The organism is Methylocystis suflitae (assembly GCF_024448135.1).
Classification (GTDB): domain Bacteria; phylum Pseudomonadota; class Alphaproteobacteria; order Rhizobiales; family Beijerinckiaceae; genus Methylocystis; species Methylocystis suflitae.
Genome location: NZ_JAMRYX010000072.1, coordinates 1 through 24,370, shown reverse-complemented (window position 1 = coordinate 24,370; position 24,370 = coordinate 1). Strand labels below are relative to the sequence as shown.

The following is a 24,370-nucleotide window of genomic DNA, read 5'->3' as shown; positions in this document are numbered from 1 at the left end:
TAGCAACGCTCTTGCAGCGCCGCCGCCGCGGCCCTTCGCAGATCGCGCCAGGCGGCGGGCTTCAGCGCCGCGCTTTTCAGCATCGCCTCGAGACTGGAAAAGACGAAGGCGCGCGCGACATGCGCGCCGCAGCGCGCTTCAAAGGCCTTGCCGCGCAGCTTTCCGACCGGCTCATTCGTCGTCAGCATGATCCGCGCCGGCGCTTCGCCAAAAATCAGCAGTACGTCCGGCCGAGCCAACTCGACCCGGCGTCGCGCGAATGGCGCGAAGATCGCCGCTTCATGCGGGCTCAGCGCGCGATCGCCGGGCGGGCGCCAGGGCGAGACATAGGCGAGAGCAGCGCTGGTGCGATCGAGGCCGATCGCCGCCAGCATATTGTCGAGGAGTTTCGCCGAGAGCCCGCTGAACGCCTCGCCGCTTGCTTCCTCCGTCACGCCCGGCGCGGCGTCGAAGGCGATGAGACGCGCTCCGGGGGCGCCGGCGCCGAACAGAAAATGCTGCGCCATGTCGCGAAACGGCGCGTGCGGAAAATCGGCCAGACGCGCGGCGAGCTCGTCAAGATCGCGCGCGCTGGAGGCCTCCTGCTCCGCGGCGCGAATGGCCTCATCCGGCGCGGCGATTGGCGCCGCGGCGCGGCGCGGGCGTTCGGCAGCCGTCGGCTGCGGCAAGGTTTGAAGCATCGCCATCGATTCGGCGGGCTCGGTCAGCGCCCCCCCGACCGCGCGCGCACTGTCCGCATAGCGGTCGTGCGGCGCCTCGTCGAGCGCGAGATCGACGCCGCTTTGAACGTACCAGTCGAGCAAGGCCATGAGGGCGTTAGCATTTTCCGGAAGGTCGGCGCGCATGACATTGAGACTAAACGAAGCTGGCGCGAGATCAACCGAAGCGGTGTGGAGCCGCACATTTTGCGGCGGCGATACGCGCAATCTATATTGCGCCAAATCAAAGCTCTTTCTCGATGAGACAGATCGGCCGATGCTCGAGACCGTCGCGATTGCCGAAGACGAACAGGACTTGCGTGAGCTGCTCGCCGAGTTTCTATCGACGAACGGCTATCGCGTTCTCGCGGCGCCGAGCGCCGCGGAATTCCGCGCCATGGTGGAATTCGAGGCGATCGATCTCGCCATTCTTGACATCAACATGCCGGGCGAAGACGGGCTGTCGCTCGCAAGATGGCTGAATGCGCGCGGCTCCACGGGCATCATCTTCGCAACAGCGGTCAATTCGGCGATCGACCGCATCGTCGGGCTCGAATCGGGCGCCGACGACTATGTCACCAAGCCTTATCACATGCGCGAAATGCTGGCGCGTATCCGCGGCCTGCTGCGGCGCAGAAAGATGGCGCGCGCCGCCCTCGCCGGCAAAAGGCTGGCGGCGATCACGTCGATCGACGTCGTCGGCTACACCCGCTTGATTCAGTCCGACGAGCATAACGGATTGGCGCTCATCGACCGGTTCTTTCGCGACGTGGTCACGCAATCGCTTCCTCGCCGCTCCGGAAGTTTATTCAAGATGCTCGGCGACGGCGCGCTGATCGATTTCGCCAGCGTGCACAACGCGATCGAATGGGCCGTAGAATGCCAGACGGAAACGCGCGCTTATGCGACGGCGCATGGGCACGCGCAAACGCTGCAATTGCGCATCGGCGTGGCGGTTGGCGACGTGGTGGTTCGGAACGGAGACCGCTTCGGCGAAGTCGTGGCGCTCGCCGCGCGCATACAGGAAGCCGCGCCGGCCGGTTCGGTGATGATTTCGGATGTGGCGCACGCTATGACGCGCGGGAATATACGCAAGGACTTCGTTGCGCGACGGCACGCGCTCAAAAACATCGCCGAGCCGATGCAATTGTGGCTGCACGAGACCTCCAGCGCGGCGCTCAATGAGCGCGCATCAAATTGAGAGAGCGCCTCAAATGAATATCCAGCAAGGGGCGACGCAGGCGCCGGTGACCGGCGGCGCGCTGCTGCGGGCATTGTTCGACGCTGTGCCAGGCCGCGCCGCCTTTCTCGACGTGGAGCTACGCTATCGCTACGTCAATCGCGAGTTTCTCTTGGCGCTCGGAGCGACAGAGGATTGCGTCATCGGGAAGTTCGTCGATGACGTTATGGGCGCCGAGGCGGCCAGTCTTTACAAAGCAGCGATGCAAAATCTTTCGGCCAACGAGCCGCAACGCCTGCGTCGTTTCGTTGACGACGCAGACGGCGCCCCTCATTGGATCGAAGAAGAGCTCAGGCCGTTCACGCCGGGCGGGGTCATGCAGGGCGTCGTCTGCGTCGCGCGTCCGCTGGCCGACGCCGAGCAGCAGTGCGAAAGCGATCGGCTGGAATTGCTTGAATCGCACAGGACGCGGGAGGCGATTCATGCGGCGGTGGTCGACTCCGCTCTCGATTGTATCGTCGTTATCGACGCGCAAGGCCGTGTCGTCGAGTTCAACCCTGCGGCTTCGGCGACATTCGGCTATTCGCGCGAGCACGCGATCGGCAGGACTGTCGCCGAACTGATCGTCCCTGTGGAAATGCGCGATCATCACAACAGCGGGCTTGAACGCTTCCGAGCGGGCGGGCCGGCATCCGTTCTCGGGCGGCGCGTCGAATTGGAGGCGATGTGCGCCGACGGATCGCGCATTCCCGTCGAATTGGCGATCACAGCGGTTGGTTCGGGCTCAAGCGCTCTCTTCACCGCGCATCTTCGCGATCTCCGTCCGGCGCGAGAAGCGCAGGCACAAATCGAAGGTCAAAGAGAAGCGCTCTACCAGAATGAAAAGCTCGCAGCCCTTGGGTCGCTCCTCGCCGGGGTGGCGCATGAACTCAACAATCCGCTCTCCATCGTCATCGGACAGGCGCTCATGCTGCGCGAGGCGGCTCAGTCGCATGCGAGCTTCGACAAGCATTTTGAGGAATTTGCGGAACGCGGCGCGAAAATCGAGACAGCCGCCAACCGCTGCGCGCGAATCGTCAAGGTTTTCCTGGCCATGGCCCGTCAGCGCGAGGCGGAACGCGGCAAGGTGGAAATTCCCGATCTCGTCGAGCGCGTGCTCGAACTGCTTTCGTATGGACTGCGGACGGCCGGCATCGAGGTGACCAAAGACGTCCCCGCGGACCTGCCGCCGCTCTTGGCCGACAGCGACCAATTGCATCAGGTGCTGCTCAATCTTGTGGTGAACGCCAAGCAGGCGCTCGAAGCGCAGCCGGCGCCCCGGCGAATTTGTATCGTCGCGCGCGCCGATCAAGCGGCGCAGAAGCTCGATATCCACATTTCCGACAATGGGCCGGGCGTTCCAGACGCGATCCGCAGCCGCATTTTCGATCCTTTCTTCACGACGAAGCCGCAGGGGATGGGGACCGGAATCGGACTTGCCGTTTCGCGCGGTCTCATCGAGTCGCACGGAGGCTCGCTCACTCTGGAGCCGCCACAGCCCGGCGCGGGCGCTGTTTTCGCAATCAGGTTGCCGATCGACGCCTTGAGCATCGAAAACGTCGCCGCTGACGAAAATACGGAGGCGGCGACGCAACGGACGATCAAGCAGCGGCGTGCGCTGATCGTGGACGACGAAGTCGAAATCGCAGGCTTGCTCGGCGAAATTTTGCGACGGCTCGGCTTCGACTGCGAGATCGTGACGAGCGGCGACCTCGCGAAACAAGCGATCGCCGCGCGGCCGGCGGACCTCATTCTCTGCGACATCCGCATGCCCAATGGCGACGGCCCGGCTTTCTACGACTGGCTCAGCGTCGAACATCCGCAGATGACCAACCGCATCGCCTTCGTCACCGGCGACGTTTTGGGTCCCGGCGCAGATCGCTTCATCGCGCGTTCGGGCTGCCCAATCGTCGAGAAGCCCTTTACGCCGGAGGATATCCGCCTCGTCGCTGATTTGTTGTGCGACGACGCGTCGGCGTGAATCGGCTCCCGACGAAATTCAACAGCAGCGAAACGCGCGCGCGCCGCCCGCGCCAAAGCGCGCATTCTCGCGCGCCCGAAAAAATTCGTCGCGCGTCATGATCGGCGCGTCTTCGTGCCGGGCGCGGACATGCGCGACATAGGCGTCGTAATCGCCCTGGCCGACCATCAGCTTCGCGCCGTCGCGCAGCTTGCGCGCGAGACGATTGAGATCAAGCCCGGGCAGGCTGCAGATCGTGCAATTCATCTTCGGTCTCCCGCGTGGTGACATGTTGCGCGGCGCGCGCGGCGCGAATGGCTCTGATGGCGAAGCCGAGCATCGCCAGAACCAGCGTCACGTAAATCGCGCAAAGCGTGGCGTCGACATAATCGTTGAAGATGACGCGCTGCATTTCGGCGAGCGTCTTCGCCGGCGCCAGCAGCTGGTCCTTGTCGGCGGCGGCCGCGAATTTTCTCGCATGCGCCAGAAAGCCGATGCGCGGATCCTCGTGAAAGATTTTTTCGAAGGCCGCCGTCAGCGTGCAGATATAGAGCCACGCCGTCGGCGCGATGGCGACGAAGGCGTAGCGCTCGCGCTTCATCCGATAGAGCACGACGACGCACAGCGTCAGCGCGATCGCCGCGAGCATCTGATTGGCGATGCCGAACAGCGGCCACAGCGTGTTGATGCCGCCGAGCGGATCGATCACGCCTTGATAGAGGAAATAGCCCCAGCCGCTCACGGCGATGGCGGTCGCGGCGAGGTTCGGCGCCCAGGCGCGCGTATTGCCGAAGGCGGGGAAGAAGGCGCCGAAGAGATCCTGGATCATGAAGCGCGCGACGCGCGTGCCGGCGTCGATTGTGGTGAGGATGAACAGCGCCTCGAACAGAATCGCGAAATGATACCAGAAGGATTTCGCAGCCGACCCGCCGAGGGCGGAGGAGAGAATATGCGCCATGCCGACGGCGAGCGTCGGCGCGCCGCCGGTGCGCGACAATATGGTCTTCTCGCCGACCTCGGCGGCGACGCCCGACAGCGTCTCCGGCGTCACCGCGAACCCCCATGAGGAGATCGCCGCCGCGGCGGAATCCGGCGTCGCGCCGATCAGCGCCGGCGCGCTGTTCATCGCGAAATAGACGCCAGGCTCCAGCACGCTTGCGGCAATGAGCGCCATGACGGCGACGAAGGATTCCATCAGCATGGCGCCATAGCCGATGAAGCGGGTCTGCGTCTCGTCGCCGATCATCTTCGGCGTCGTGCCGGAGGACACAAGCGCGTGAAAGCCCGACACCGCGCCGCAGGCGATGGTGATGAACAGAAACGGGAAGACGCTGCCGGCAAAGACCGGCCCCGTGCCGTCGATGAAGCGGCTGATCGCCGGCATCTGGAGGTCTGGCCAGACGATGAAAATGCCGACCGCGAGCGACAGGATCGTGCCGATTTTCAGGAAGGTCGAAAGATAGTCGCGCGGCGCCAGCAACAGCCACACCGGCAAGACCGAAGCCACGAAGCCATAGCCGATGAGCATGAAGGCGAGAGTCTCGCCCTTAAATGAGAAGAGCGGCGCCAGCATCGCGCTCTCCGACACGGTTCGGCCGAAGGCGATGCTCAAGAGCAGCAGAACGAAGCCGATTGCCGACATTTCGCCGATCCGTCCCGGCCGCAGGTAGCGGCCGTAGACGCCCATGAAGACGGCGATCGGCAGCGTCGCGAAGACCGTGAACGCGCCCCAAGGACTGTCGGCGAGCGCCTTGACGACCACGAGCGCCAGCACCGCCAGCAGGATAATCATGATGGTGAGAATGCCGATCATGGCGATGACGCCCGGCACGCGCCCCATCTCGGTCTTGATGAGATCGCCGAGCGAGCGGCCGTCGCGCCGCGTCGAGATGAACAGGACGAGAAAATCCTGCACGGCGCCGGCGATGGCCGCGAAATGGTGGCCAAACAGCACCCATTTGTCGGTCGGCACATAATCGAGCCCGTCATTGCGGCGAAGCGCGGGGGTGCGGCGGCGCGCATCGAGTCCCAGCACCCGCTCGGCGATGAAGCGCGAATAGAAGCGATAGCCAATGGCGTAGGTTCCGATCGCCGCCGTGGCGAGCCACATGGCGTTGACCGGCTCGCCGCGCGAGACCGCGAGCGTGTAAAGCGAGAACAGCACGAGGGCGAACACGAGCGCCCAGGGAAACAGCTTCAATGCCTGGCGGCCGCCGGCGATGTTGATGATCGACATTAGAACTCCGAATAGCGCCCACTCCCGGCGCATTGATTTCAACGAAACTTATAATTTTGCAAGGGTCAAGGGATCGCGGCGGCCGGCGAAATATTTGCGCTGGGCTTCGGCAAAGAGCGCCTGAGATTATCTTGGGTCAGCGGCGTCATATGTAACGCACCGTAGCAAACATGCCGGCGGCCTGATGGTACAGGAGATGGCAGTGAAAAGCCCACCAGCCGGGATTGTTCGCGTCGAATGCGACGACGACGCGCCTCCCAGGCGTCACGAGAATGGTGTCGCGCACCGCTCCCGAAAACCGCTTGCCGTCGATCTCCACCACTTGGAACTGGTGCCCGTGGAGATGCATCGGGTGAGACATGCGCGTCTTATTCTTGAGCACGAGTTCGACGCGCTCCCCCTCTGCAACGGCCAGGGGCGGCACCTCCTTGTTCCAAGCGACGCCGTTGATCGACCAGACATATCCGTTCATGTCACCGGTCAGGTCGATGTGATGAATCCGGTCCGGCTTGCGTTTGGCGAGCGGCTTCGTCGCGCGCAGCCGCGATTCCAAGTTGAGAGTAAGCGCAGGCGAAGGCGTCGGTGCTGTTTCTGGAATGCGGGTTACCGGCGCGCGTCCCGCAACAAGGCTCACACCGGTCTGTCGACGCTCGCCTTCCAAAATCGCGAGCACGGGAAAGACGGCAGGACCGCGCGGAACTTTGATGAGGATGTCGAGGCGCTGAGCAACCGCGATCGGAAAGCGCTGTCCCGAAACTGGGCGCACGCTAAATCCATCGACTGCGATAAGCTCGCCGCTAAGCGCGCCGAGATCGACGTGATATGCGCTCATACACGAACTGTTGATGACGCGCAGCAGAATCGGCTCGCCTGGCTCCACGCGGATTGATTCGGGGTCGGCGAGCGTACGGTCGTTGGCGAGGAACGCGTCATACCTTACGTCATTTAGGTCCGGCCTCGGAACTGCGCTTTCGTTCGCCGCTCCTGGCTCTGCGGACCGCGGTCCTGGCGCGGCGCGCCTCTTCCGCAACTCCGCATAAATTTGCTCGGGCGGCGTAAAGCTAAAATCCGCCAGCATGATCGTCGCTTCCTGCTGACCGGGCGGGTTGCGCCCGTCGCGAATGATGAGCGGCGCGGCGAGCAGAGATTGTTCTTGTAGGCCCTCGTGCGAATGCATCCAGAACGTGCCCCCGAAGCGTAGCGGGAAGTCGTATTCGGCGCTGGCGCCAGGCGAAATCGGCGGTCCGGAAATGCCAGGCACGCCGTCCTGGCGCCAAGGAGGCGTCAAGCCATGCCAATGGATAAGGGTGGGCGCATCGAGTTCGTTGTCGACACGAACGCGGAACCGCCGTCCCACTTCGGTGACAAGCCCCGGCGCGCCGTCGGGTTGGCGAATGCCGAGCACAGATGCCGTTTTTCCGTTCACTTCGATGTTGCGCCGCTGCACGCGCAGGATCGTGACGGTTTCGGGCTTATCTGTCGCGGCGACCGAGTTTGGCTGCGCCCACGAGCATTGAGGAAAAGTTACGCAGGAAGAAAAGGCGCCGAGCAGCGCGGATCGACGTGACAGCATGACGGTCACCTGTTTATAGGGTCCTCACGCGAACCGCTTAATTTTGCAAGGGTCAATGGATCGCGCCGGCCGTCGAAATATTTGCGCAGCGCCTCAGTGAAGAGCGGCTCTTGCGGCGCCGCGGCCGCAAACAGAGTCATCGACGAATGAAATTTCAAATCGTCGGGAGCGCCGAATATCTCATGCGCGCTGTGTCCTTCGATCTTATTGACGAGTCCGACGCATTCCTTGAGCCGCGCGCCCAATAAAGGATGATCGAGATAGGCGTGCGCTTCGGCCGGCGAGCGGATGGCATAGCGCTGCGCCATGGCGCTCGCGCCCAGCCCTTCGAACTGCGGAAAAACGAACCACATCCAGTGACTGCGCTTGCGGCCGGCGGCAAGTTCGGCGACCGCCTGCGCATAGATCGGCGCCTGCGCCGCGACGAAGCGGTCGAGATCGTAAGGATCGTCCGCGCCGCGGGTCATGACCAAATCCGTTGATCAACTCTGCTGTCATTCCCGAGGCGCGCAACGCGCGCGATCGGGAATCGAGAGCAAGACCAACATTCTTGAATTGGCTCTGGATTCCGGGTCGGACCTCCGGTCCGCCGGGAATGACAGGCCAATCGTTTCGATATCACTCCGCCGCTTCCGCGGCGACGGGCGCGTAGTTGAGAATCGGCGCGAGCCAGCGTTCGACCTCGCGCGCCTCCATGCCCTTGCGGCGGGCGTAATCCTCGATCTGATCCCGCTCGATTTTCGCGACGCCGAAATAATGCGCGCTCGGATGCGCCAGATAGAGCCCGCTGACGGAAGCGGCCGGCGTCATGGCGTAACTCTCGGTCAGCTTCACGCCGGTGCGTTTTTCAACATTGAGCAGATCGAAGATCGTCGCCTTTTCGGTGTGATCGGGCTGCGCCGGATAGCCGGGCGCCGGGCGAATGCCGGCGTAAGGCTCGGCGTGCAGCGCGTCGGGCGCGAAATTCTCTTCACGCGCATAGCCCCAAAACTCTTTGCGCACGCGCTCATGCATGCGCTCGGCGAAAGCTTCCGCGATGCGGTCGGCGAGCGCCTTGACCATGATCGAGCCATAGTCGTCATTGGCGCGCGCGTAGCGGGCGGCGATCTTTTCTTCTTCCGCGCCGGCGGTCACGACGAAGGCGCCGACATAATCCGCCTTGCCGCTCTCCTTGGGCGCGACGAAATCGGCGAGCGCGAGATTGGCCTTGCCGTCGCGCTTTTGCAATTGCTGACGCAGGGTGTGCAGCGTCGCGATCCGCTCATTGCGCGACTCGCCATTGTAGAGCGCGATGTCGTCGCCGATCGAATTCGCCGGCCAGAAGCCGATGACGGCTTTCGGCGTGAACCAGCGCTCCTCGACAATCCGCTTCAGCATGGCGCGGGCGTCGTCGTACAGCGTGCGCGCCGCCTCGCCGCGCTCGGGATCGTCGAGCAGCGACGGATAGCGGCCCTTGAATTCCCAGGTCTGGAAGAACGGCGTCCAGTCGATGTAGGGAACAAGCTCGCCGACGTCGTAGCTCGCAAAGGCGCGCGCGCCGCTGAAGGAGGGCTTCGGCGGCTCATAGGCGGCCCAGTCGATTTTATAAGCGTTGGCGCGCGCCTGCGCGAGCGGCACCCGCAGCTTGTCGGCCTGCGCGCGCGCATGCGCCTCCGCGAGACGTTCATATTCGGCGCGCGTCTGCGCGACATAGTCGGGGCGCGTCTTCTCGGAGACGAGCGCCTGCGCGACGCCAACGGCGCGGCTCGCGTCGGTGACATAGACGGCCTGGCCGCGACGATAATTGGGACTGATCTTCACCGCCGTATGCACGCGGCTTGTCGTCGCGCCACCGATAAGGAGCGGCGTGTCGAGACCTTCGCGCTCGAGCTCAGAGGCGACGAGGCACATCTCGTCGAGCGATGGCGTAATGAGGCCGGAAAGACCGATGAGATCGACTTTTTCCTTCTTGGCGACTTCCAGAATTTTCGCGCAGGGAGTCATGACGCCAAGGTCGATCACCTCGAAGTTGTTGCAGCCGAGCACAACGCCGACGATATTCTTGCCGATGTCGTGAACGTCGCCCTTAACCGTCGCCAGCAGGATTTTGCCGGCAGTGGAGCGTTCGCTCTTGTCGGCCTCCATGAAGGGCATGAGATAGGCCACCGCCTGTTTCATCACCCGCGCCGATTTGACGACCTGCGGCAGGAACATTTTGCCCGAGCCAAAGAGATCCCCGACGACATTCATGCCGGTCATCAGCGGGCCTTCGATGACGTCCAGCGGGCGCGTGGAGCGCTGACGCGCCTCTTCCACATCCGCTTCGACGTAATCGGTGACGCCGTTGACCAGCGCATATTCGAGACGCTTCTCGACGCTGTTGTCGCGCCAGGCGGCGTCCTTTTCCTGCGTCTTGCCGGCGACGCCCTTAAACTTTTCAGCCAGTTCCACGAGGCGCTCGGTCGAATCCTTGCGGCGATTCAAGACCACGTCTTCGCACAGCTCGCGCAGCTCGGGGTCAATCTCGCCATAGACCGCAAGCTGGCCGGCGTTGACGATGCCCATGTCCATGCCCGCCTGAATGGCGTGATAAAGGAACACCGAATGCATCGCCTCGCGCACGGGTTCATTGCCGCGGAATGAAAAAGACAGATTCGACACGCCGCCCGACACATGCACATGCGGCAGATCGCGCTTGATGACGCGCGCGGCTTCGATGAAATCGACGCCGTAATTCTCATGCTCTTCGATGCCGGTCGCGACCGCGAAAATATTGGGATCGAAGATGATGTCCTGGGGCGGAAAGCCGACGATGTCGGTCAAGATTTTATAGGCCCGCGTGCAAATCTCGGTCTTGCGGGCGAATGTGTCGGCCTGGCCCTTTTCATCGAAGGCCATGACGACGACGGCGGCGCCATAGCGGCGCACCTTTTGCGCGTCGGCGATGAATTTCTCTTCGCCTTCCTTCATCGAGATCGAATTGACGACCCCCTTGCCCTGCAGACATTTCAGGCCGGCTTCAATCACGGCGAATTTAGAGGAGTCGACCATCACCGGCACGCGGGCGATGTCGGGTTCGGCGGCGACGAGATTGAGAAATTCCACCATGGCGCGTTCGGAATCGAGCAGGCCTTCGTCCATATTGACGTCGATGACCTGCGCGCCGTTCGCCACCTGATCGCGCGCAACGTCCAGCGCCGCCGCATAGTCGCCATTGGTGATGAGTTTACGAAACTTCGCCGAACCCGTGACATTGGTGCGCTCGCCGACATTGACGAAGGGAATGTCCTTCGTCAGCGTGAAGGGCTCCAATCCGGAAAGACGCAGCATCGGCTCGATCGTCGGGATCGCGCGCGGGGCGACGCCTTTCACGGCGCCGGCGATCGCGGCGATATGATCCGGCGTCGTGCCGCAGCAGCCGCCAAGCACATTGACGAGACCGGCGGTCGCGAATTCGCCGACGAGCTCCGCCATATATTCGGGACTTTCGTCATAGAGCCCGAATTCATTGGGCAGGCCGGCGTTGGGGAAGGCGCAGACGCGCGTGTCGGCGACGCGGCCGATCTCGGCGATGTGCTGACGCATCTCGCGGGCGCCGAGCGCGCAGTTGAAGCCGATCGAAAACGGCTTGGCGTGGGCGAGCGAATTCCAGAAGGAGACCGCCGTCTGACCTGACAGCGTCCTGCCCGAAAGATCAGTGATCGTGCCGGAGATCATGATCGGAAAACGGGTTCCGACCTCGTCGAATGCGTCTTCGAGCGCATAGAGCGCCGCCTTGGCGTTGAGCGTGTCGAAGACGGTTTCGACGAGAAGAATGTCGGCGCCGCCTTCGATGAGGCCAAGCGCGGCTTCCTTATAGGCGGCGCGCAGCTCGTCGAAGGTGACGGCGCGAAAGCCCGGATTGGATACGTCGGGCGAGATCGACGCGGTGCGATTGGTCGGGCCGAGCGAACCGGCGACGAAGCGGCGCACGCCGGTCTTCGCCGCGACTTCGTCGGCCGCCGCGCGCGCCAGCCGCGCGCCCGCGCAATTGAGTTCGAAGGCGAGATGCTCGAGCCCGTAGTCGGCTTGAGCAATTGTCGTCGACGAAAACGTGTTGGTCTCGATGATATCGGCGCCGGCGTCGAGATAGGCGACATGGATCGCCTTGATCGCGTCAGGCTGCGTCAGCGTCAGCAGGTCGTTGTTGCCGCGCAGATCCTTGGCGTGATCTGTGAAGCGCGCGCCGCGAAAATCGGCCTCCTCAAACTTGTGGCGCTGGATCATCGTGCCCATGGCGCCGTCGAGAATGAGGATTCGGCGCGACGCCGCCTCTTCCAAAGTTTTGAGAATATTGGGGCCGTAAGCTTTGTCGAAAATCATGCGATGGCCCTTTCACGAACGGGACGCACGCCAAGCAAATGGCAAATGGCGAAGACCAGGTCGGCGCGATTGTTGGTGTAGAAGTGGAATTCATTGACGCCGGCGCGCGCCAGGCTCATCACCTGCTCGACGGCGGTCGTCGCGGCGATGAGCGCGCGCGTCTCCGGGTCTTCGTCCAGTCCGTCGAAGCGCTCCGCGAGCCAGCGCGGCACGCTCGCCCCGGCCTTTTGCGCGAAGCCGGCGACCTGCTTGAAATTGCGGATCGGCATGATGCCGGGCACGATCGGAATCGTGATCCCTCGCCCGCGCGCCTTGTCGAGGAACCTGAAGTAGACGTCATTGTCGAAGAAGAACTGCGTGATGGCGCGCGTCGCGCCGGCGTCGACCTTCGCCTGAAGCGCGTCGAGATCCTGTTCGATCGAGGCGCTTTCCGGATGGCCTTCGGGGTAGGTCGACACGGAAATCTCAAAATCGCCGATCCGACGAATGCCGCTCACGAGATCGGTCGACGTGGCGTAGCCTTTCGGATGCGCCTCAAATTTCGACCCCACGCCTGTCGGCGGATCGCCGCGCAACGCCACGATATGGCGAACGCCGACGTCCCAATAATCGCGCAGGATCGCGTCGACGTCTTCGCGCGCGGCGGAAACGCAGGTGAGATGCGCGGCTGGCTTCATTTCAGTCTCGCGCACGATGCGCGCGACGATCGAATGGGTGCGCTCGCGGGTGGTGCCGCCTGCGCCATAGGTGACGGAGACGAAATGCGGTTTGAGCGCCGCCAGCCGATTGATCGTTTGCCAGAGTTGCGTCTCCATCTCCGGCGTCTTGGGCGGGAAGAATTCATAGGAGATCGCAAATTGGTTGGGCGACGCCGTGGGATGTAGAGCGTTAAACATCAGGCTGTCTCATAAGATGCTGTGGGAATGGGATCGGCGATGACGCGCGGATCGCGCGCCAGCCACAAGGACACGGTGAGCTTGGCGCCTTCGCTCGGGTCGGGCGCCAGTTGCCTGTGTTGAATGATGTCGAGGCCGGCTTGCGCGAGCAATCCGGTGATTTCTGCGTCGGAAAAGCCGAGGCGGCGGTGCGCATGCTTGTCGCGCAGCGCCTCTTCCTGATGCGGGGCAAAGTCGACGACAAGCAGACGGCCGCCGGGCGCGAGCACCCGCGCCGCCTCGCGTAGCGCGCGGCCCGGATCGTCGAGAAAATGCAGAACCTGATGCATGATCGCGAGGTCGATGGAATTGCGCTCGATCGGCAGCGCGTAGATGTCGCCCTGGCGCAGCTGCACATTGTCGAAGCCGGTCTCTTCGAGACGGCCGCGCGCGACGCCGAGCATGGCGGAAGAAAGATCGACGCCGACGGCGCGTTCCGCCTGGGGAGCGAACAGCTCCAGCATCCGACCGGCGCCGGCTCCAAGATCCAGCAGGTTGCGCACCGGCTTGTCGCCGACGACTTGGCGCATCGCCTCTTCGACGCGCTCCTCGGGGACGTGCAGCGCGCGGATGTGGTCCCATTCCTCGGCATGCGCGGCGAAATAGCGCGCGGCGTTCTCGGCGCGCGCCTGGCGCACCTGGGCGAGTCTCGCGCGGTCGCCGGCGAGAAGCGCGTCGTCAGCCTCGAGCCAACCGACAATGGCGCGCGCGAGGGCGCCCGCCGGGCCGGCCGGCGACAGACGGAAAAAGGCCCACGCCCCTTCGCGGCGGCGCTCGACGAGGCCAGCCTCGACGAGGAGCTTAAGATGGCGCGAAACGCGCGGCTGAGACTGGCCCAGGATCGCCACAACCTCGCTCACCGTCAGCTCCGACTGGGCGAGCAACGCCAGAAGACGTAGGCGCGTCTCCTCGCCGGCGGCGTTCAGCGCCGCAAGCGTCGGGTCGAGAGCCAATTTGGCGACGGTCTTCATAATTTGCGCGTTAGACATAAAGATATCTATATACGTCAAATTTAGCGGACGCAACCACGGTCGCCGTTTTTTGACGACGGAATGTTCTTGACCGAATCTCAAACCAGGTTCATCTTTTTGTTATATCGCACCTGTCGATCTGACAGCATGATCGGCAGGCTCGCTCGGGCGGGACCTCGACGCGACCGCGATTAAGGATAGGCTCAGAAACCCCCTGTTGATGGGCCGAACCGAGCAACGTGTTGCGAGAGGAGCATGACGCCACCGGGTCATACCAATTGACCGGCGTTTGGTTCCGGTCACTGGGCGATCAGGAGCAGCTGCTTGATCCGCCCATCCTCTGAGACAAATCGACAATCTTCCGGGCGGCCGAAGGCAAAGGCCAAGCATCGGACGCCCGATCATGGACTGGACAATCCAGACTAGCTTTCGAGAGAAGCAAACGGCCCCGTGAGCTCTACGCCACGGGGCCTGTTTTTGTTTTACAGCAGCTAAAGGGGCAGGGTTCCGGGCGGAAGCCGAACGCGAACGTTCGGCCCCTCGCCCTTCAAGGCTCGGAAAACCAGCCGCCGCCGGCTTAAGCCGGCGCCTTTTCTTCTTCCTTGCTGACGACTTCGAGGAAGCTCTCGGCAGCCTCGCGCCGCTCGAAAACATGCGGCTGCAGACCGCGCTTGGACAGCGCCTCCTTCATCTTCAAGCGCGCGAAGGCGCTCGTCGCATAGCGGGTCGTCGTCAGATAGTAGCGCTGGCTCATATAGTCGATCATTTCGGCGTAATCGTCGTAGAGCGCCTCGTTGATCTTCCAGCCGTCGTGATTGACGACCGAGTTGACGCGCTTGCCGACCTTGTCCGACGCCTCGATCAGCGTCTTGCGCAGATCGTCGATGTCCTTCTTGGTTCGCGCGTGCCAGCCTTCGAGATTGACGAAAAGGATGTTGCGGTCCGCGTCGTACGTGACGCGGTCGGACATGTTGAGATTGATGAGGTCATTGAGCAGCCCCATCGGCTCGTCGATGAAGATGCGCTTATCCATCAGTTCGGCGTGTTCGATGATGGGCTTGAAATCCATATGCGCCAGGATGTCCTTGTCGATATCGATCCCCGGCGCGACCTCAATCAGTTCGAGCCCCTTGTCGACGAGTTTGAACACGCAGCGCTCGGTCACGTAATAGACCGGCTGCTTGCGCTTTTGCGCGAATTTGCCGGAGAAGGTGATCTGCTCGACGGCGTTGAGGAACTTCTTGTTCCTGCCTTCCTGCAGAATATTCACCTTGCCGTCGGCGATTTCGACGCGCAGTCCGCCATTGGTGAAGGTGCCGGCGTAAACGACGAGGCGCGCGTTCTGGCTGATGTTGATGAAGCCGCCGCAGCCGTTGAGGCGTCCGCCGAATTTCGATGTGTTGACGTTGCCCTGCAGATCGCACTCGGCCATGCCGAGGCAGGTCATGTCGAGACCGCCGCCGTCATAGAAGTCGAACTGCTGGTTCTGCTGAATGATCGCGTCGGCGTTGGTCGCGGCCCCAAAGCTCGAACCGGCCGCGAGCACGCCGCCGATGGCTCCGGCTTCCGTCGTCAGCGTGATATAGGGCGTCATCTTTTCTTCGTTGGCGACGGCGGCGATGCCTTCCGGCGCGCCGACGCCAAGATTGACCACGCCGTTCGGCGGCAGCTCGAAACTGGCGCGCCGCGCGATCACCTTGCGCTCGTCGAGCGGCATTTTGGCGAATTTCTCTACCGGCACGCGGATTTCGCCGGCAAGCGCCGGATTGTGGATCACGCCATAGTTCATCCGGTGCATTTCCGGCGGATCGGCGATGACCACGGCCGAGACCAGAATGCCCGGCACATGCACATCCTTGGGCTTGATCGAACCCTGTTCGACGATGCGCTCGACCTGCGCGATGACGAGCCCGCCATTGTTATGGGCGGCCATGGCCTGAGCGAGATTGTCGAGCACGAGCGCCTCGCGCTCCATTGAAATATTGCCGGAAGGATCGGCCGAGGTGCCGCGAATGAAGGCGACGTCGATCTTCGTGGCGATATAGAACAGCCACTCCTCACCCATGATGTTATGGTATTTGACCATGTCCTCCTTGGTGCGGTCATTCACCTTGCCGCCGCCAAAGCGCGGGTCGACATAGGTGTAGAGGCCGACTTTGGAGAAGAGGCCCGGCTGGCCTGCGGCGCAGGCGCGGTAGAGCTGCGAGATGACGCCCTGCGGGAGATTGTAGCCGCAGATCTTGTTCTCCTGCGCCGCCTGCGCGACCTTCGGCATCCGGCCGAAATTGGCGGCGATCACCCGGCGCAGCAATCCTTCGTGATGGAAGCGTCCCGTGCCCAGGCCCTTGGAGTCGCCGGCGCCGGCCGTCATGATCAGCGTGAGGTCGCGCGGATGCTGGCTCTCGACGAAGCGCTTTTCCAAAGCGGCGTGCAAGGCCTCGGGAATGCAGCTCTGGACGAAGCCCGTGGTGGTTACGACGTCATTGTCGCGAATGAGCGCAATCGCCTCGTCGGCGGTAATGACCTTATTGTTCGCCATGTCCTCAGGGTTCCCTCGCTCCCCACTCTTTGATTGCGGACCGTTGACGTCGCCGCTCTGGTGGGCGTTTTGCTCAAAATGAGCGCTCAACCGTAGAGACCGGGCCGCTCTTGCGCAATAGCGGCGATGCGCCGCAGATCGGCCGCAAGCCCGCTGCAGCGCGGGAAAATCGCCGTCAGTCGCCGCGGTAGACGCAGCCCTCAAAACAGCTGTCGCGAAAGACCCCGACTTCGGCAAGACCCGGCAATGTGGGCGCGAGGTCACGCCAGATATAGGCGCAGAGATTTTCGAGAGTCGGCTTTCCCAGCCCTTCAAGGTCATTGAGAAACGAGTGGTCGAGGCGTTCGCGCAACTCGGCGAGCCTGCGGCCAAGCTTGCCGAGGTCCATCACCCATTGCTCTTCTACAGTGGGCTCGCCGCGCAGGGTGACGCGCACGCGAAAGGAATGGCCGTGCAGATTGCGGTATTTGCCGCCCTCTGGAGCCTCGGGATCGTAGAGCGCGTGCGCCGCCTCGAAATAAAACTCGCGGTAAACCTCGAAACTCGACACCGTCACTTCACCCCGATCGCCTTGTGGGTTTGCAAAGACAGACGCCAGCGCGGATGCGCCAGGCAGTAGCTGACCGCGGCCTCCGTATTGCGCGAAACATCCGGCCCGTCCATGGGCTGCAGCAGAAAATGCGCAAAGTCGAGCCGCTCATAGTCGGCGGGGTCGACGCCCTGCTGGGGGAAGACCAGCTTCAATTCCGCGCCGCTCGTCTGGGCCAGCGGCGCGCCGGCCTTGGGCGACACGCAGATCCAGTCGATCTCCGGGAGGACGGGCAGCGTGCCATTGGTCTCGATGGCGATCTCGAACCCTTGCGCGTGAAGCGCCGAAATCAAGGCCGCGTCGATCTGCAGCATCGGCTCGCCGCCGGTCAGCACCGTGAAGCGTCGTTCGCGGCCCTCCCCCCACAGCCTCGTCAAATGGCCGGCAAGCGCCGTGGCGTCGGCGAATTTTCCCCCGCCCTCGCCCTCGAAGCCGACGAAATCCGTGTCGCAGAACTGGCACTGCGCGGCGGCGCGGTCCGCTTCGCGCCCGCTCCACAGATTGCAGCCGGCGAAGCGGCAAAAGACCGCGGCGCGGCCCGCGTTAACGCCTTCGCCTTGCAAGGTTTTGAAAGCTTCCTTGACGATGTAGGCCATCGCCCGCTCTAGCGCGGACCCCGCGCGGCGTAAAGCGAGGCAAGACGCTTACCCGTTCTTGGGAAGCTCCTTGTCCTTGCCCTCAGGCTCGGGCGCCGGCTGCGGGCGGGGGTCGAGGCTGCGGATATAGGAGACGATGTCGTCGATCTCTCTGCGCGAGAGATGCATGTCGGGCATCGGCGGATGCGGATCCATCAGAAAATGGCCAAGCTTCTTCCTGTCGGTTCGCCTCTGGGCGATATCGAAAAAGGACGGCGCGTCGGCCGAAGCGCTGGTCTGATCCGACGTCACCACATGGCAGGACGCGCACCATCGCTTCGCGACGATCGCGCCGCGCTGGGCGTCGCCCGCCGCAAGCGCAAAAGTTGCGAAAGCGGCGCTCCCGCCGACGAGGGCCGTAGCGAGCATAAGGCGTCGAAGCTGCATGTGATTTCCTTAAGCGGAGAGCCGTCGATTCGCTCGCATGAAAGCACAAGCGCGGCTCGCTGGGTATCGGCGCCTTTCATTCGAGCTTGCGTCAGGACGACGCGCCGCCGCGAGGCGCTGCTGCATTTTTGCAACAGTGCTGTGTTCTGATTGCAACAGTCCCGCAGATTAGCAATTTGCTCACGATTGTCCCTGCGCCAGCCCCTTTTCAGACACAAAAGCTGAGCTAATGTGATCGGGTCACAAGCTCATTCGAGATGCGGAGACAGGCGCCGAAAGATTTCGCTTTCGGCCGCAGGTTCCTTCTTTCCCTCTCGCTGATCAGCGGTGACGGCTGGCGTATGGCCTTAAAGACGTCGGGCGTCTTCTCGGGTGAGGAAAGTCGGAACATTATGGTCGGAAGCGTTCACGCGGGCGTGATTTCAGCCTTTAGGCGCAAGAAGCGCGCGGCTTTGCCGCTGTGCCTTTTCGCGACGAGCCTGGGCATGCTGGTGACGGCTTTCGTCGCGCCGGCGCCCGCTCTTGACGCGCCTCGAACGGCCGCGAGAGCCGAGTCGCAGCCTCTGCCGATGTTCAAGGATCCGCGCGCGGCGCTCCGCGCTGGACTCGAAAGCTACCATGCCGGCGACGCCGCGACCTCCATCGCCGCGCTGCGCTACGCCGCCGAGGGCGGCGAGCCGCTGGCCAAATGGAAACTTGGCCGAATGTACGCCGACGGCGACGGCGTCGTCCGCGACGACGCCAAGGCCTATGAATATTTCGCGCAAATCGTAGACCACTACGCCGACGACGAGCCGGATCCGCGCGAGCGTTCGATGGCGGCAAGCGCCTTCGTCGCCGTGGGCATTTATCTGCGTGACGGCGTTCCGAGCGCAAAGATCAAGCCCGATCTCGATCGCGCTTTTGATCTATTCCGTTATGCGGCGACCTATTTCAGCAACGCCGACGCTCAGTACAACCTGGCGCGAATGTATCTCGAAGGCGCCGGCGTGAAGAAGAACGTCCGCCAGGGCGTGAATTGGCTGGAGCTCGCGGCGCGCAAGGGCCATCCGCAGGCGCAGGCGATGCTCGGCCGGATGATGTTCACCGGCGAGGCGAGCGGCGAACCCGAACGCGCGCGCGGACTCATGTTTCTGACGCTGGCGCGCGACGCTGCTGGCGGCGCGACCCGCGACCAATGGATCGCGGATTTGCACGCTGAAGCGCTGAATTCCGCCAGCGACGCCGACCGTAGCGCGGCCGTCACCATGCTCGAAGGCTATTTGCGCGAACGCAACTGACGTTCAACTTTCAGCCGGCTTGCGCCGCAGCGCCTTTGAACTTCACCGGAATGCTCAAGAAGCGCGCGCCATCCCCGCGCGGCGGCGGAAACTTGCCGGCGCGAATGTTCACCTGAATCGACGGCAGCAGCAGCCGCGGCGCGGCAAGCTCCTGATCGCGCTTGTGTCGTCCGGCCACGAAGTCTTCCTCGCTCACGCCATCCTTGATCTGCACGTTCTTGGCGCGCTGCTCGGCGACCGTCGTCTCCCAGGCGTAGAATTCTCGTCCCGGCGCCTTGTAGTCATGACACATGAAGAGCCGCGTCTGCGGGGGCAGCGAAAGAAGCCGGCGGATCGAGTGGTAAAGCGCATGCGCGTCGCCGCCCGGGAAATCCGCGCGCGCCGTCCCATAGTCGGGCATGAACAAAGTGTCGCCGACAAACACCGCGTCGCCGATCTTATAGGCGACGTCGGCCGGCGTGTGGCCGGGCGTGTAGATCGTTTCGCCCTCGAGCGCACCAATCCTGAACCGCTCGCCGTCCTTGAAGAGGTGGTCGAAGCAGCCGCCGTCGGCCTTTACGTCCTCAGCCCCGAACACCGGCTTGAAGATCTTCTGGACCTTGTCGATGTGTTCGCCGATGCCGAGCTTCGCGCCCGTCGCGGCCTTCACGATCTGGGCGGCGGTAAGATGGTCGGCGTGTGCATGAGTTTCGAGAACCCAATCGATCGTTAGTCCTTCCCGCGCCGCCTCGGCGAGGATGGCGTCGATGGAATGCGAATCAGCGACTCCGCTCGCCGGGTCATAATCGAGCACGGGATCGACGATCGCCGCGCGCTTCGTGGCGGGGTCGCTGACGATATAGGTGATCGTATTGGTGGGCTCGTCAAAGAAGGCCCTCACGGACGGCGCCTGCGGCATCGATCTCTCCTTCTTGCAGCGCTCAAGCACTTCTCTCGTGCGTGCTTTCGCCTTTCCTGCTTGCGCCGACAGATATATGCGTTATATCTAAATAAGCAATAGCTAATATTATATGCGCGAAGGAGCGACATGCTGACGGCTCTTCCTTTGGACGCCGTGCTTGGTCTGATTTCCGGCGGACTCGTCGGCTTTACGCTGAGCCTCGTCGGCGGCGGCGGCTCGGTGCTGGCCGTCCCGCTTCTCGTCTATCTCGTCGGCGTGCCCAATCCGCATGTCGCGATCGGCTCAAGCGCCGCGGCCGTCGCCGTCAACGCTTTAATGAGTCTCGTTAATCATGCGCGCGCAGGGACCATTAAATGGCGCTGCGCCTCTGTCTTCGCAGTCTTCGGGGTTGCTGGCGCATTCGGCGGATCGACGCTCGGCAAGATCATCGACGGCGAGAAGCTGCTGGCGCTGTTCGCGCTGCTGATGGTCGTTGTCGCCTATCTGATGCTGCAGCGCCGGGGCGCGTTGGGCTATCCAGGCGTCAGGCTCAACCGCGACAATTTTCCCCGGCTCGTTGGCGCTGGCGCTACGGCCGGCGCGCTTTCGGGCTTCTTCGGCATCGGCGGCGGCTTCCTGATCGTGCCGGGGCTGATGTTTGCTTCCGACATGCCGATCTTGAACGCGATCGGCTCGTCGCTCGTCGCGGTCGCCGCCTTCGCGGTGACAACGGCGGCGAACTACGCTTTCTCGGACCTCGTGGACTGGGAGCTTGCCGCAACGCTCGTGCTCGGCGGCGCGTTTGGCGGACTGATCGGCGCCGCCGCGGCGCGATATCTATCGAAGATGCGCGGCGCGCTGAGCGCCATCTTCGCGACGGTCATCTTCGCGGTGGCGCTTTATGTGCTCTGGCGAAGCGGCGGCGCGCTCGGTCTACTCGATCACGCGGCGAAATCGGCGTAGATCGCGACGTGATCGGAAGGTTTGTCGCCGGCCCGCATCGATTTGACGATCTCCACCCGCGCAAGCCGATCAGCCGCTTGCGGCGAGAGCAGAAGATGATCGATGCGAAGCCCCTTGTTCTTCTGCCAGGCGCCGGCCTGATAATCCCAGAACGTATAGAGGCCGCCTTCGTCGGATGTCGCTCGCAAAGCGTCGGCATAGCCGAGATTCACCAGGCGCTGATAGGCGGCGCGAGTCTGCGGCAGGAATAATGCGTCGCCAAGCCACGCGGACGCCTCATAGACGTCGCGCGGCTCCGGGATGACATTGTAGTCGCCAGCGAGAACCGTCGGCTCTTCGAGGCGAAGCAGCGCCTCCGCGTGGCGCGTCAGCGTCTCCATGAAGGCGAGCTTGTAGAGATATTTCTGCGTGTGCGGCGGATTGCCGTTTGGCGCATAGATCGAGGCGACGCGCATGACGCCGCCGGCGCCATCGGCGATGACCGCTTCAATGTACCGCGACTGCGCCTCGCCGTCGAAGCCCGGCAGACCGAGAGTCACGTCCTGAATCGGCGATTTGGAAAGGATGGCGACGCCGTTGAATCCCTTCTGCCCGTGAACAGCGACATTATATCCGGCGTCTTCGATTTCGAGTCGCGGAAAAACGTGATCCTCGCACTTCGTTTCCTGCAGGCACAGCGCGTCCGGCGCGGCCTCGCGCAGAAAGGCGAGAAGCGGCGCGAGGCGCTGCCTGACAGAATTGACGTTCCAAGTCGCGATGCGCACCGTCGGCTCCTGGATCACGCTGGATTTGGGCGAATTCGCCCACATCCAGATGACGTGATCGTTCACATAAATTTAGAGCGCGCTTGGCGCGAAAAACCGGCGTCTGCTTTTTCGCAAGCGCGCTCGAGCGTCGCACGCGCGCTAGTCGAGGCGATAGGCAGCGTGGCAGGCGTTGCAGGCTTGCACGACTTGCGACAGTTCGGCAAGCGCTGGCCGCATGTCGCCGCCGGGCCCGATCTTGGCCGCCTCCTGCGCGAATTTGCTCGCCTGCTCATGCATCGTCAGACCGAGCGCGCGCATCTCGTCGGGCATGTGATGCGCCATCATCGCCGGCATATCGCCGAGTTCGCCGCTCTTGGCGTTCGGCTTGCACGCCGCCGCGCCGGAAGACGCCATACCGAGGCGCGTGTCGGCGACTTTCGCCGCGCCCGCGCCGTCGCCCTTGCCCAAGGCCGCCAGGATCTCGGCGACCGCCTCCGCATGTCCGCGCATATTGGCGAGCATGTGCGCGCGCATCGGCGCCGGAAGGTCGACCTCCTGGCGCGTGTCGCTCATCTTCGGCGACATTTTCATGTGCTCCATGTTCATCTGCTTCATATGCGCGCTGTGATCATCTGTGTCGTCGCCCGCGATCGCGGCGGCGGCGAACAACGGGAACCCGCATGCCGCGGCGAAGAAAAATCTTCTCATTCTGGCCTCCCCCTTCATGTGACAACAACGAGCGTAGCGCGCCAGGCGGCGTCGCGCGCGGGACGAATCGTCACGGCGGCGCGTCGACGGGCAAAGTGATGATTTGCCCCTGCCGCAACTTTTTACGATTGAGCGCCGGATTGGCGGCGGCGATGTCGCGCCAGCGCTTTTCGTCGCCATAGAGTCGCTTGGCGATCGCGCGCAGCGTGTCGCCGCGTCGCACCGTATAGGTCTTCTGCACAGTGGCCGACGCTGGCGGGCTTTGCGTCGCTTGAGGCGCGCCCTGATCGGCCGAGTCGACAGAGGTGGATGGCTGAGACGGCGCGGCCGGCGTTGCGTCGACGACGACGAACTCCCCGCGCAACATGCCCATCCAGCAACTCCAGGGAATGACGCCTGTCGTTTCCGGCGTGAATTCGATCGTCTGACGTCCCGGCTTGACGTCGAATTCGAGCTTCAAGGATGGAACCAGGATACGATTATTGCAGGTCGTCACTTGCGTCGCGTTGATCACCCATTTGACCGGAACGCCGCGCAGCAGCGTGAAGCGGGTGGGCGTAAAGCCGAGGCCATTGGCCTCCATCTCGATCGTCTGCGTCTTCGGCGCGGCAGAATCCTGCTGTGGTTGGGCGCGTTCAACGGCCGGGCTTCGCCAGCTCGTCGTCAGCGACGCGAGATCGGCGCCCGAGCCTGTGAGGATCAATCCGCGATTGATCATCACCGCGCCGAGCGCGACGACGATCACGCCGGACGCGATCAGCAGGCGGTGCGTCACCGCCCCCGAGAGCACTGTCGTCAGCGCGCCGAAGGCGAGCATCACCGGCAAGGTTCCAAGGCCGAAGACGAAGAGCGTCTTCGCGCCTTCAACGGGGCTGCCGGTCCCGGCCGCCATCACATACATCGCCTGCAACGGTCCGCAGGCGATCATCAAACCGTTGAGAAGACCGATCACGAACGGTCGATGTCGCGCGCCGCCCGCCTCGCGATTCACCCAGTTCTGCAGCGGGCCGGGCAGTCCAAGCCGAAAGCGGCGCAGCGGCGCGAACAGGCCCAGCATATTGAGCCCGAAGATGATGAGGAACGCGCCGGCCGCGACTCCGGCGACGCCGCGCAGCATGGGCGTGAACGCGATGAAGGCGCCGAACCAGCCGAAGGCGGCGCCGATCGTTGCGTAGGAAAGCGTCTTTCCCGCCCCGTAGGCGAGGTGTGAGACGAAGGACGAGCGCCCCGCCCGCGCGTCGGCCGCCGCATAACCCACAACAAAGCCGCCGCACATGCCGACGCAATGAAAACCCGTCAGCAGGCCCAAAAGAAACAGGAGGCCGAGACTCATATGCTGAGCGATGTCAGGCTCGCCCTCGGCGCTGATCCAGCGCGTATCGAACAGAATTATGGCGGCGAGTCCGGCGAACGCGGCGACGATTATCGCCAGTCTGACGAAAGGCGAACGCCGGCGCTGCGCCTCTTCCGTCAGAACGACGCGATAGCCGTTCTGTTCGACGCTGTTGCGAATCGCGGTGAAATTGGTCGCATCGGCGTCATAGTCGACGACGACCGTCTCGGTCGGATAGCTGGCCGAAACGCTGCGCACGCCGGCGAGCTTTTTGACCGCCGCCTCGATGACATGCTCGCAGCCGTGGCAATGCATGCCGCGGGCGTGAAAGGTGATCGCCGTTTGGTTCATCTAAGGTTTAACGCCTCGCCGCGCGG

The 24,370-nt window shown here is 63.3% G+C and carries 20 protein-coding genes; 4 read left to right on the top strand and 16 right to left on the bottom strand.

Annotated elements, in window-relative coordinates:
- Positions 1-941: uracil-DNA glycosylase (locus tag NEI07_RS06145; RefSeq protein ID WP_256033408.1), on the bottom strand; the 941-nt coding region annotated here is incomplete at its 3' end.
- A gap of 34 nt (positions 942-975) precedes the next feature.
- Between NEI07_RS06145 and NEI07_RS06140 the strand changes: the two genes are divergently transcribed.
- Together NEI07_RS06140 and NEI07_RS06135 are read left to right on the top strand one after the other, a co-directional pair.
- Positions 976-1,899 carry a response regulator gene (locus NEI07_RS06140; RefSeq protein ID WP_256033407.1) on the top strand — a complete coding sequence of 308 codons (924 nt, stop codon included), beginning with the start codon at positions 976-978 and terminating at the stop codon, positions 1,897-1,899.
- A gap of 13 nt (positions 1,900-1,912) precedes the next feature.
- On the top strand, positions 1,913-3,898 hold the full coding sequence (locus NEI07_RS06135; protein ID WP_256033406.1) for a hybrid sensor histidine kinase/response regulator: 1,986 nt from the start codon (positions 1,913-1,915) through the stop codon (positions 3,896-3,898).
- A gap of 18 nt (positions 3,899-3,916) precedes the next feature.
- Here NEI07_RS06135 and NEI07_RS06130 read toward each other — a convergent pair whose 3' ends face one another.
- The 11 genes from NEI07_RS06130 to NEI07_RS06080 form a co-directional block, all read right to left on the bottom strand.
- Entirely contained in the window at positions 3,917-4,144 is a 228-nt protein-coding gene (locus tag NEI07_RS06130; protein WP_256033405.1) for a YbdD/YjiX family protein, read from the bottom strand.
- Complete coding sequence (locus tag NEI07_RS06125) at positions 4,110-6,113, bottom strand: carbon starvation CstA family protein (protein WP_256033404.1); 2,004 nt, start codon at positions 6,111-6,113, stop codon at positions 4,110-4,112. The genes NEI07_RS06130 and NEI07_RS06125 overlap by 35 nt, the downstream gene beginning before the upstream one ends.
- Before the next feature lie 145 nt (positions 6,114-6,258).
- On the bottom strand, positions 6,259-7,686 hold the full coding sequence (locus NEI07_RS06120) for a multicopper oxidase family protein (protein WP_256033403.1): 1,428 nt from the start codon (positions 7,684-7,686) through the stop codon (positions 6,259-6,261).
- A gap of 5 nt (positions 7,687-7,691) precedes the next feature.
- Positions 7,692-8,153 (bottom strand): DUF1810 domain-containing protein, encoded by a 462-nt coding sequence (locus NEI07_RS06115; protein ID WP_256033402.1) that lies wholly within the window; start codon positions 8,151-8,153, stop codon positions 7,692-7,694.
- Positions 8,154-8,304: 151 nt separating this feature from the next.
- The gene (gene metH, locus NEI07_RS06110; RefSeq protein ID WP_256033401.1) at positions 8,305-12,027 is read right to left on the bottom strand and encodes a methionine synthase; all 3,723 of its coding nucleotides are present in this window, start codon (positions 12,025-12,027) and stop codon (positions 8,305-8,307) included.
- The gene (gene metF, locus NEI07_RS06105; RefSeq protein ID WP_256033400.1) at positions 12,024-12,923 is read right to left on the bottom strand and encodes a methylenetetrahydrofolate reductase [NAD(P)H]; all 900 of its coding nucleotides are present in this window, start codon (positions 12,921-12,923) and stop codon (positions 12,024-12,026) included. The genes metH and metF overlap by 4 nt, the downstream gene beginning before the upstream one ends.
- Positions 12,923-13,933: an ArsR/SmtB family transcription factor gene (locus NEI07_RS06100; RefSeq protein ID WP_256033412.1), complete on the bottom strand. Its 1,011-nt coding sequence runs from the start codon at positions 13,931-13,933 to the stop codon at positions 12,923-12,925. Before NEI07_RS06100 ends, metF begins: the two co-directional genes overlap by 1 nt.
- Positions 13,934-14,510: 577 nt before the next feature.
- A complete protein-coding gene (locus tag NEI07_RS06095) occupies positions 14,511-16,472 on the bottom strand; it encodes an acyl CoA:acetate/3-ketoacid CoA transferase (RefSeq protein WP_256033399.1) in 1,962 nt (653 codons plus the stop codon).
- Positions 16,473-16,647: 175 nt separating this feature from the next.
- Positions 16,648-17,028, bottom strand: a complete 381-nt coding sequence (locus NEI07_RS06090; protein ID WP_256033398.1) for a 6-pyruvoyl trahydropterin synthase family protein — start codon at positions 17,026-17,028, stop codon at positions 16,648-16,650.
- On the bottom strand, positions 17,025-17,657 hold the full coding sequence (gene queE, locus NEI07_RS06085; protein ID WP_256033397.1) for a 7-carboxy-7-deazaguanine synthase: 633 nt from the start codon (positions 17,655-17,657) through the stop codon (positions 17,025-17,027). Before queE ends, NEI07_RS06090 begins: the two co-directional genes overlap by 4 nt.
- 48 nt (positions 17,658-17,705) lie before the next feature.
- Positions 17,706-18,083 carry a c-type cytochrome gene (locus NEI07_RS06080; RefSeq protein ID WP_256033396.1) on the bottom strand — a complete coding sequence of 126 codons (378 nt, stop codon included), beginning with the start codon at positions 18,081-18,083 and terminating at the stop codon, positions 17,706-17,708.
- Between the two features lie 392 nt (positions 18,084-18,475).
- Between NEI07_RS06080 and NEI07_RS06075 the strand changes: the two genes are divergently transcribed.
- Complete coding sequence (locus tag NEI07_RS06075) at positions 18,476-19,363, top strand: tetratricopeptide repeat protein (protein WP_256033411.1); 888 nt, start codon at positions 18,476-18,478, stop codon at positions 19,361-19,363.
- A 10-nt stretch (positions 19,364-19,373) separates the two neighbouring features.
- On the opposite strand, the gene NEI07_RS06070 is transcribed toward NEI07_RS06075, so the two are convergent.
- On the bottom strand, positions 19,374-20,261 hold the full coding sequence (locus tag NEI07_RS06070) for an MBL fold metallo-hydrolase (RefSeq protein WP_256033394.1): 888 nt from the start codon (positions 20,259-20,261) through the stop codon (positions 19,374-19,376).
- Positions 20,262-20,390: 129 nt separating this feature from the next.
- Between NEI07_RS06070 and NEI07_RS06065 the strand changes: the two genes are divergently transcribed.
- Complete coding sequence (locus NEI07_RS06065; protein ID WP_256033392.1) at positions 20,391-21,206, top strand: sulfite exporter TauE/SafE family protein; 816 nt, start codon at positions 20,391-20,393, stop codon at positions 21,204-21,206.
- Here NEI07_RS06065 and xth read toward each other — a convergent pair.
- From xth to NEI07_RS06050, 3 genes are all read right to left on the bottom strand, one after another.
- A complete protein-coding gene (gene xth / locus NEI07_RS06060) occupies positions 21,185-21,970 on the bottom strand; it encodes an exodeoxyribonuclease III (protein ID WP_256033409.1) in 786 nt (261 codons plus the stop codon). The two genes, NEI07_RS06065 and xth, sit on opposite strands and share 22 nt — an antisense overlap.
- Positions 21,971-22,111: 141 nt before the next feature.
- Positions 22,112-22,660 carry a hypothetical protein gene (locus NEI07_RS06055; protein ID WP_256033390.1) on the bottom strand — a complete coding sequence of 183 codons (549 nt, stop codon included), beginning with the start codon at positions 22,658-22,660 and terminating at the stop codon, positions 22,112-22,114.
- A gap of 70 nt (positions 22,661-22,730) precedes the next feature.
- On the bottom strand, positions 22,731-24,344 hold the full coding sequence (locus tag NEI07_RS06050) for an urease accessory protein UreH domain-containing protein (protein ID WP_256033388.1): 1,614 nt from the start codon (positions 24,342-24,344) through the stop codon (positions 22,731-22,733).
- Positions 24,345-24,370: the final 26 nt, after the last annotated feature.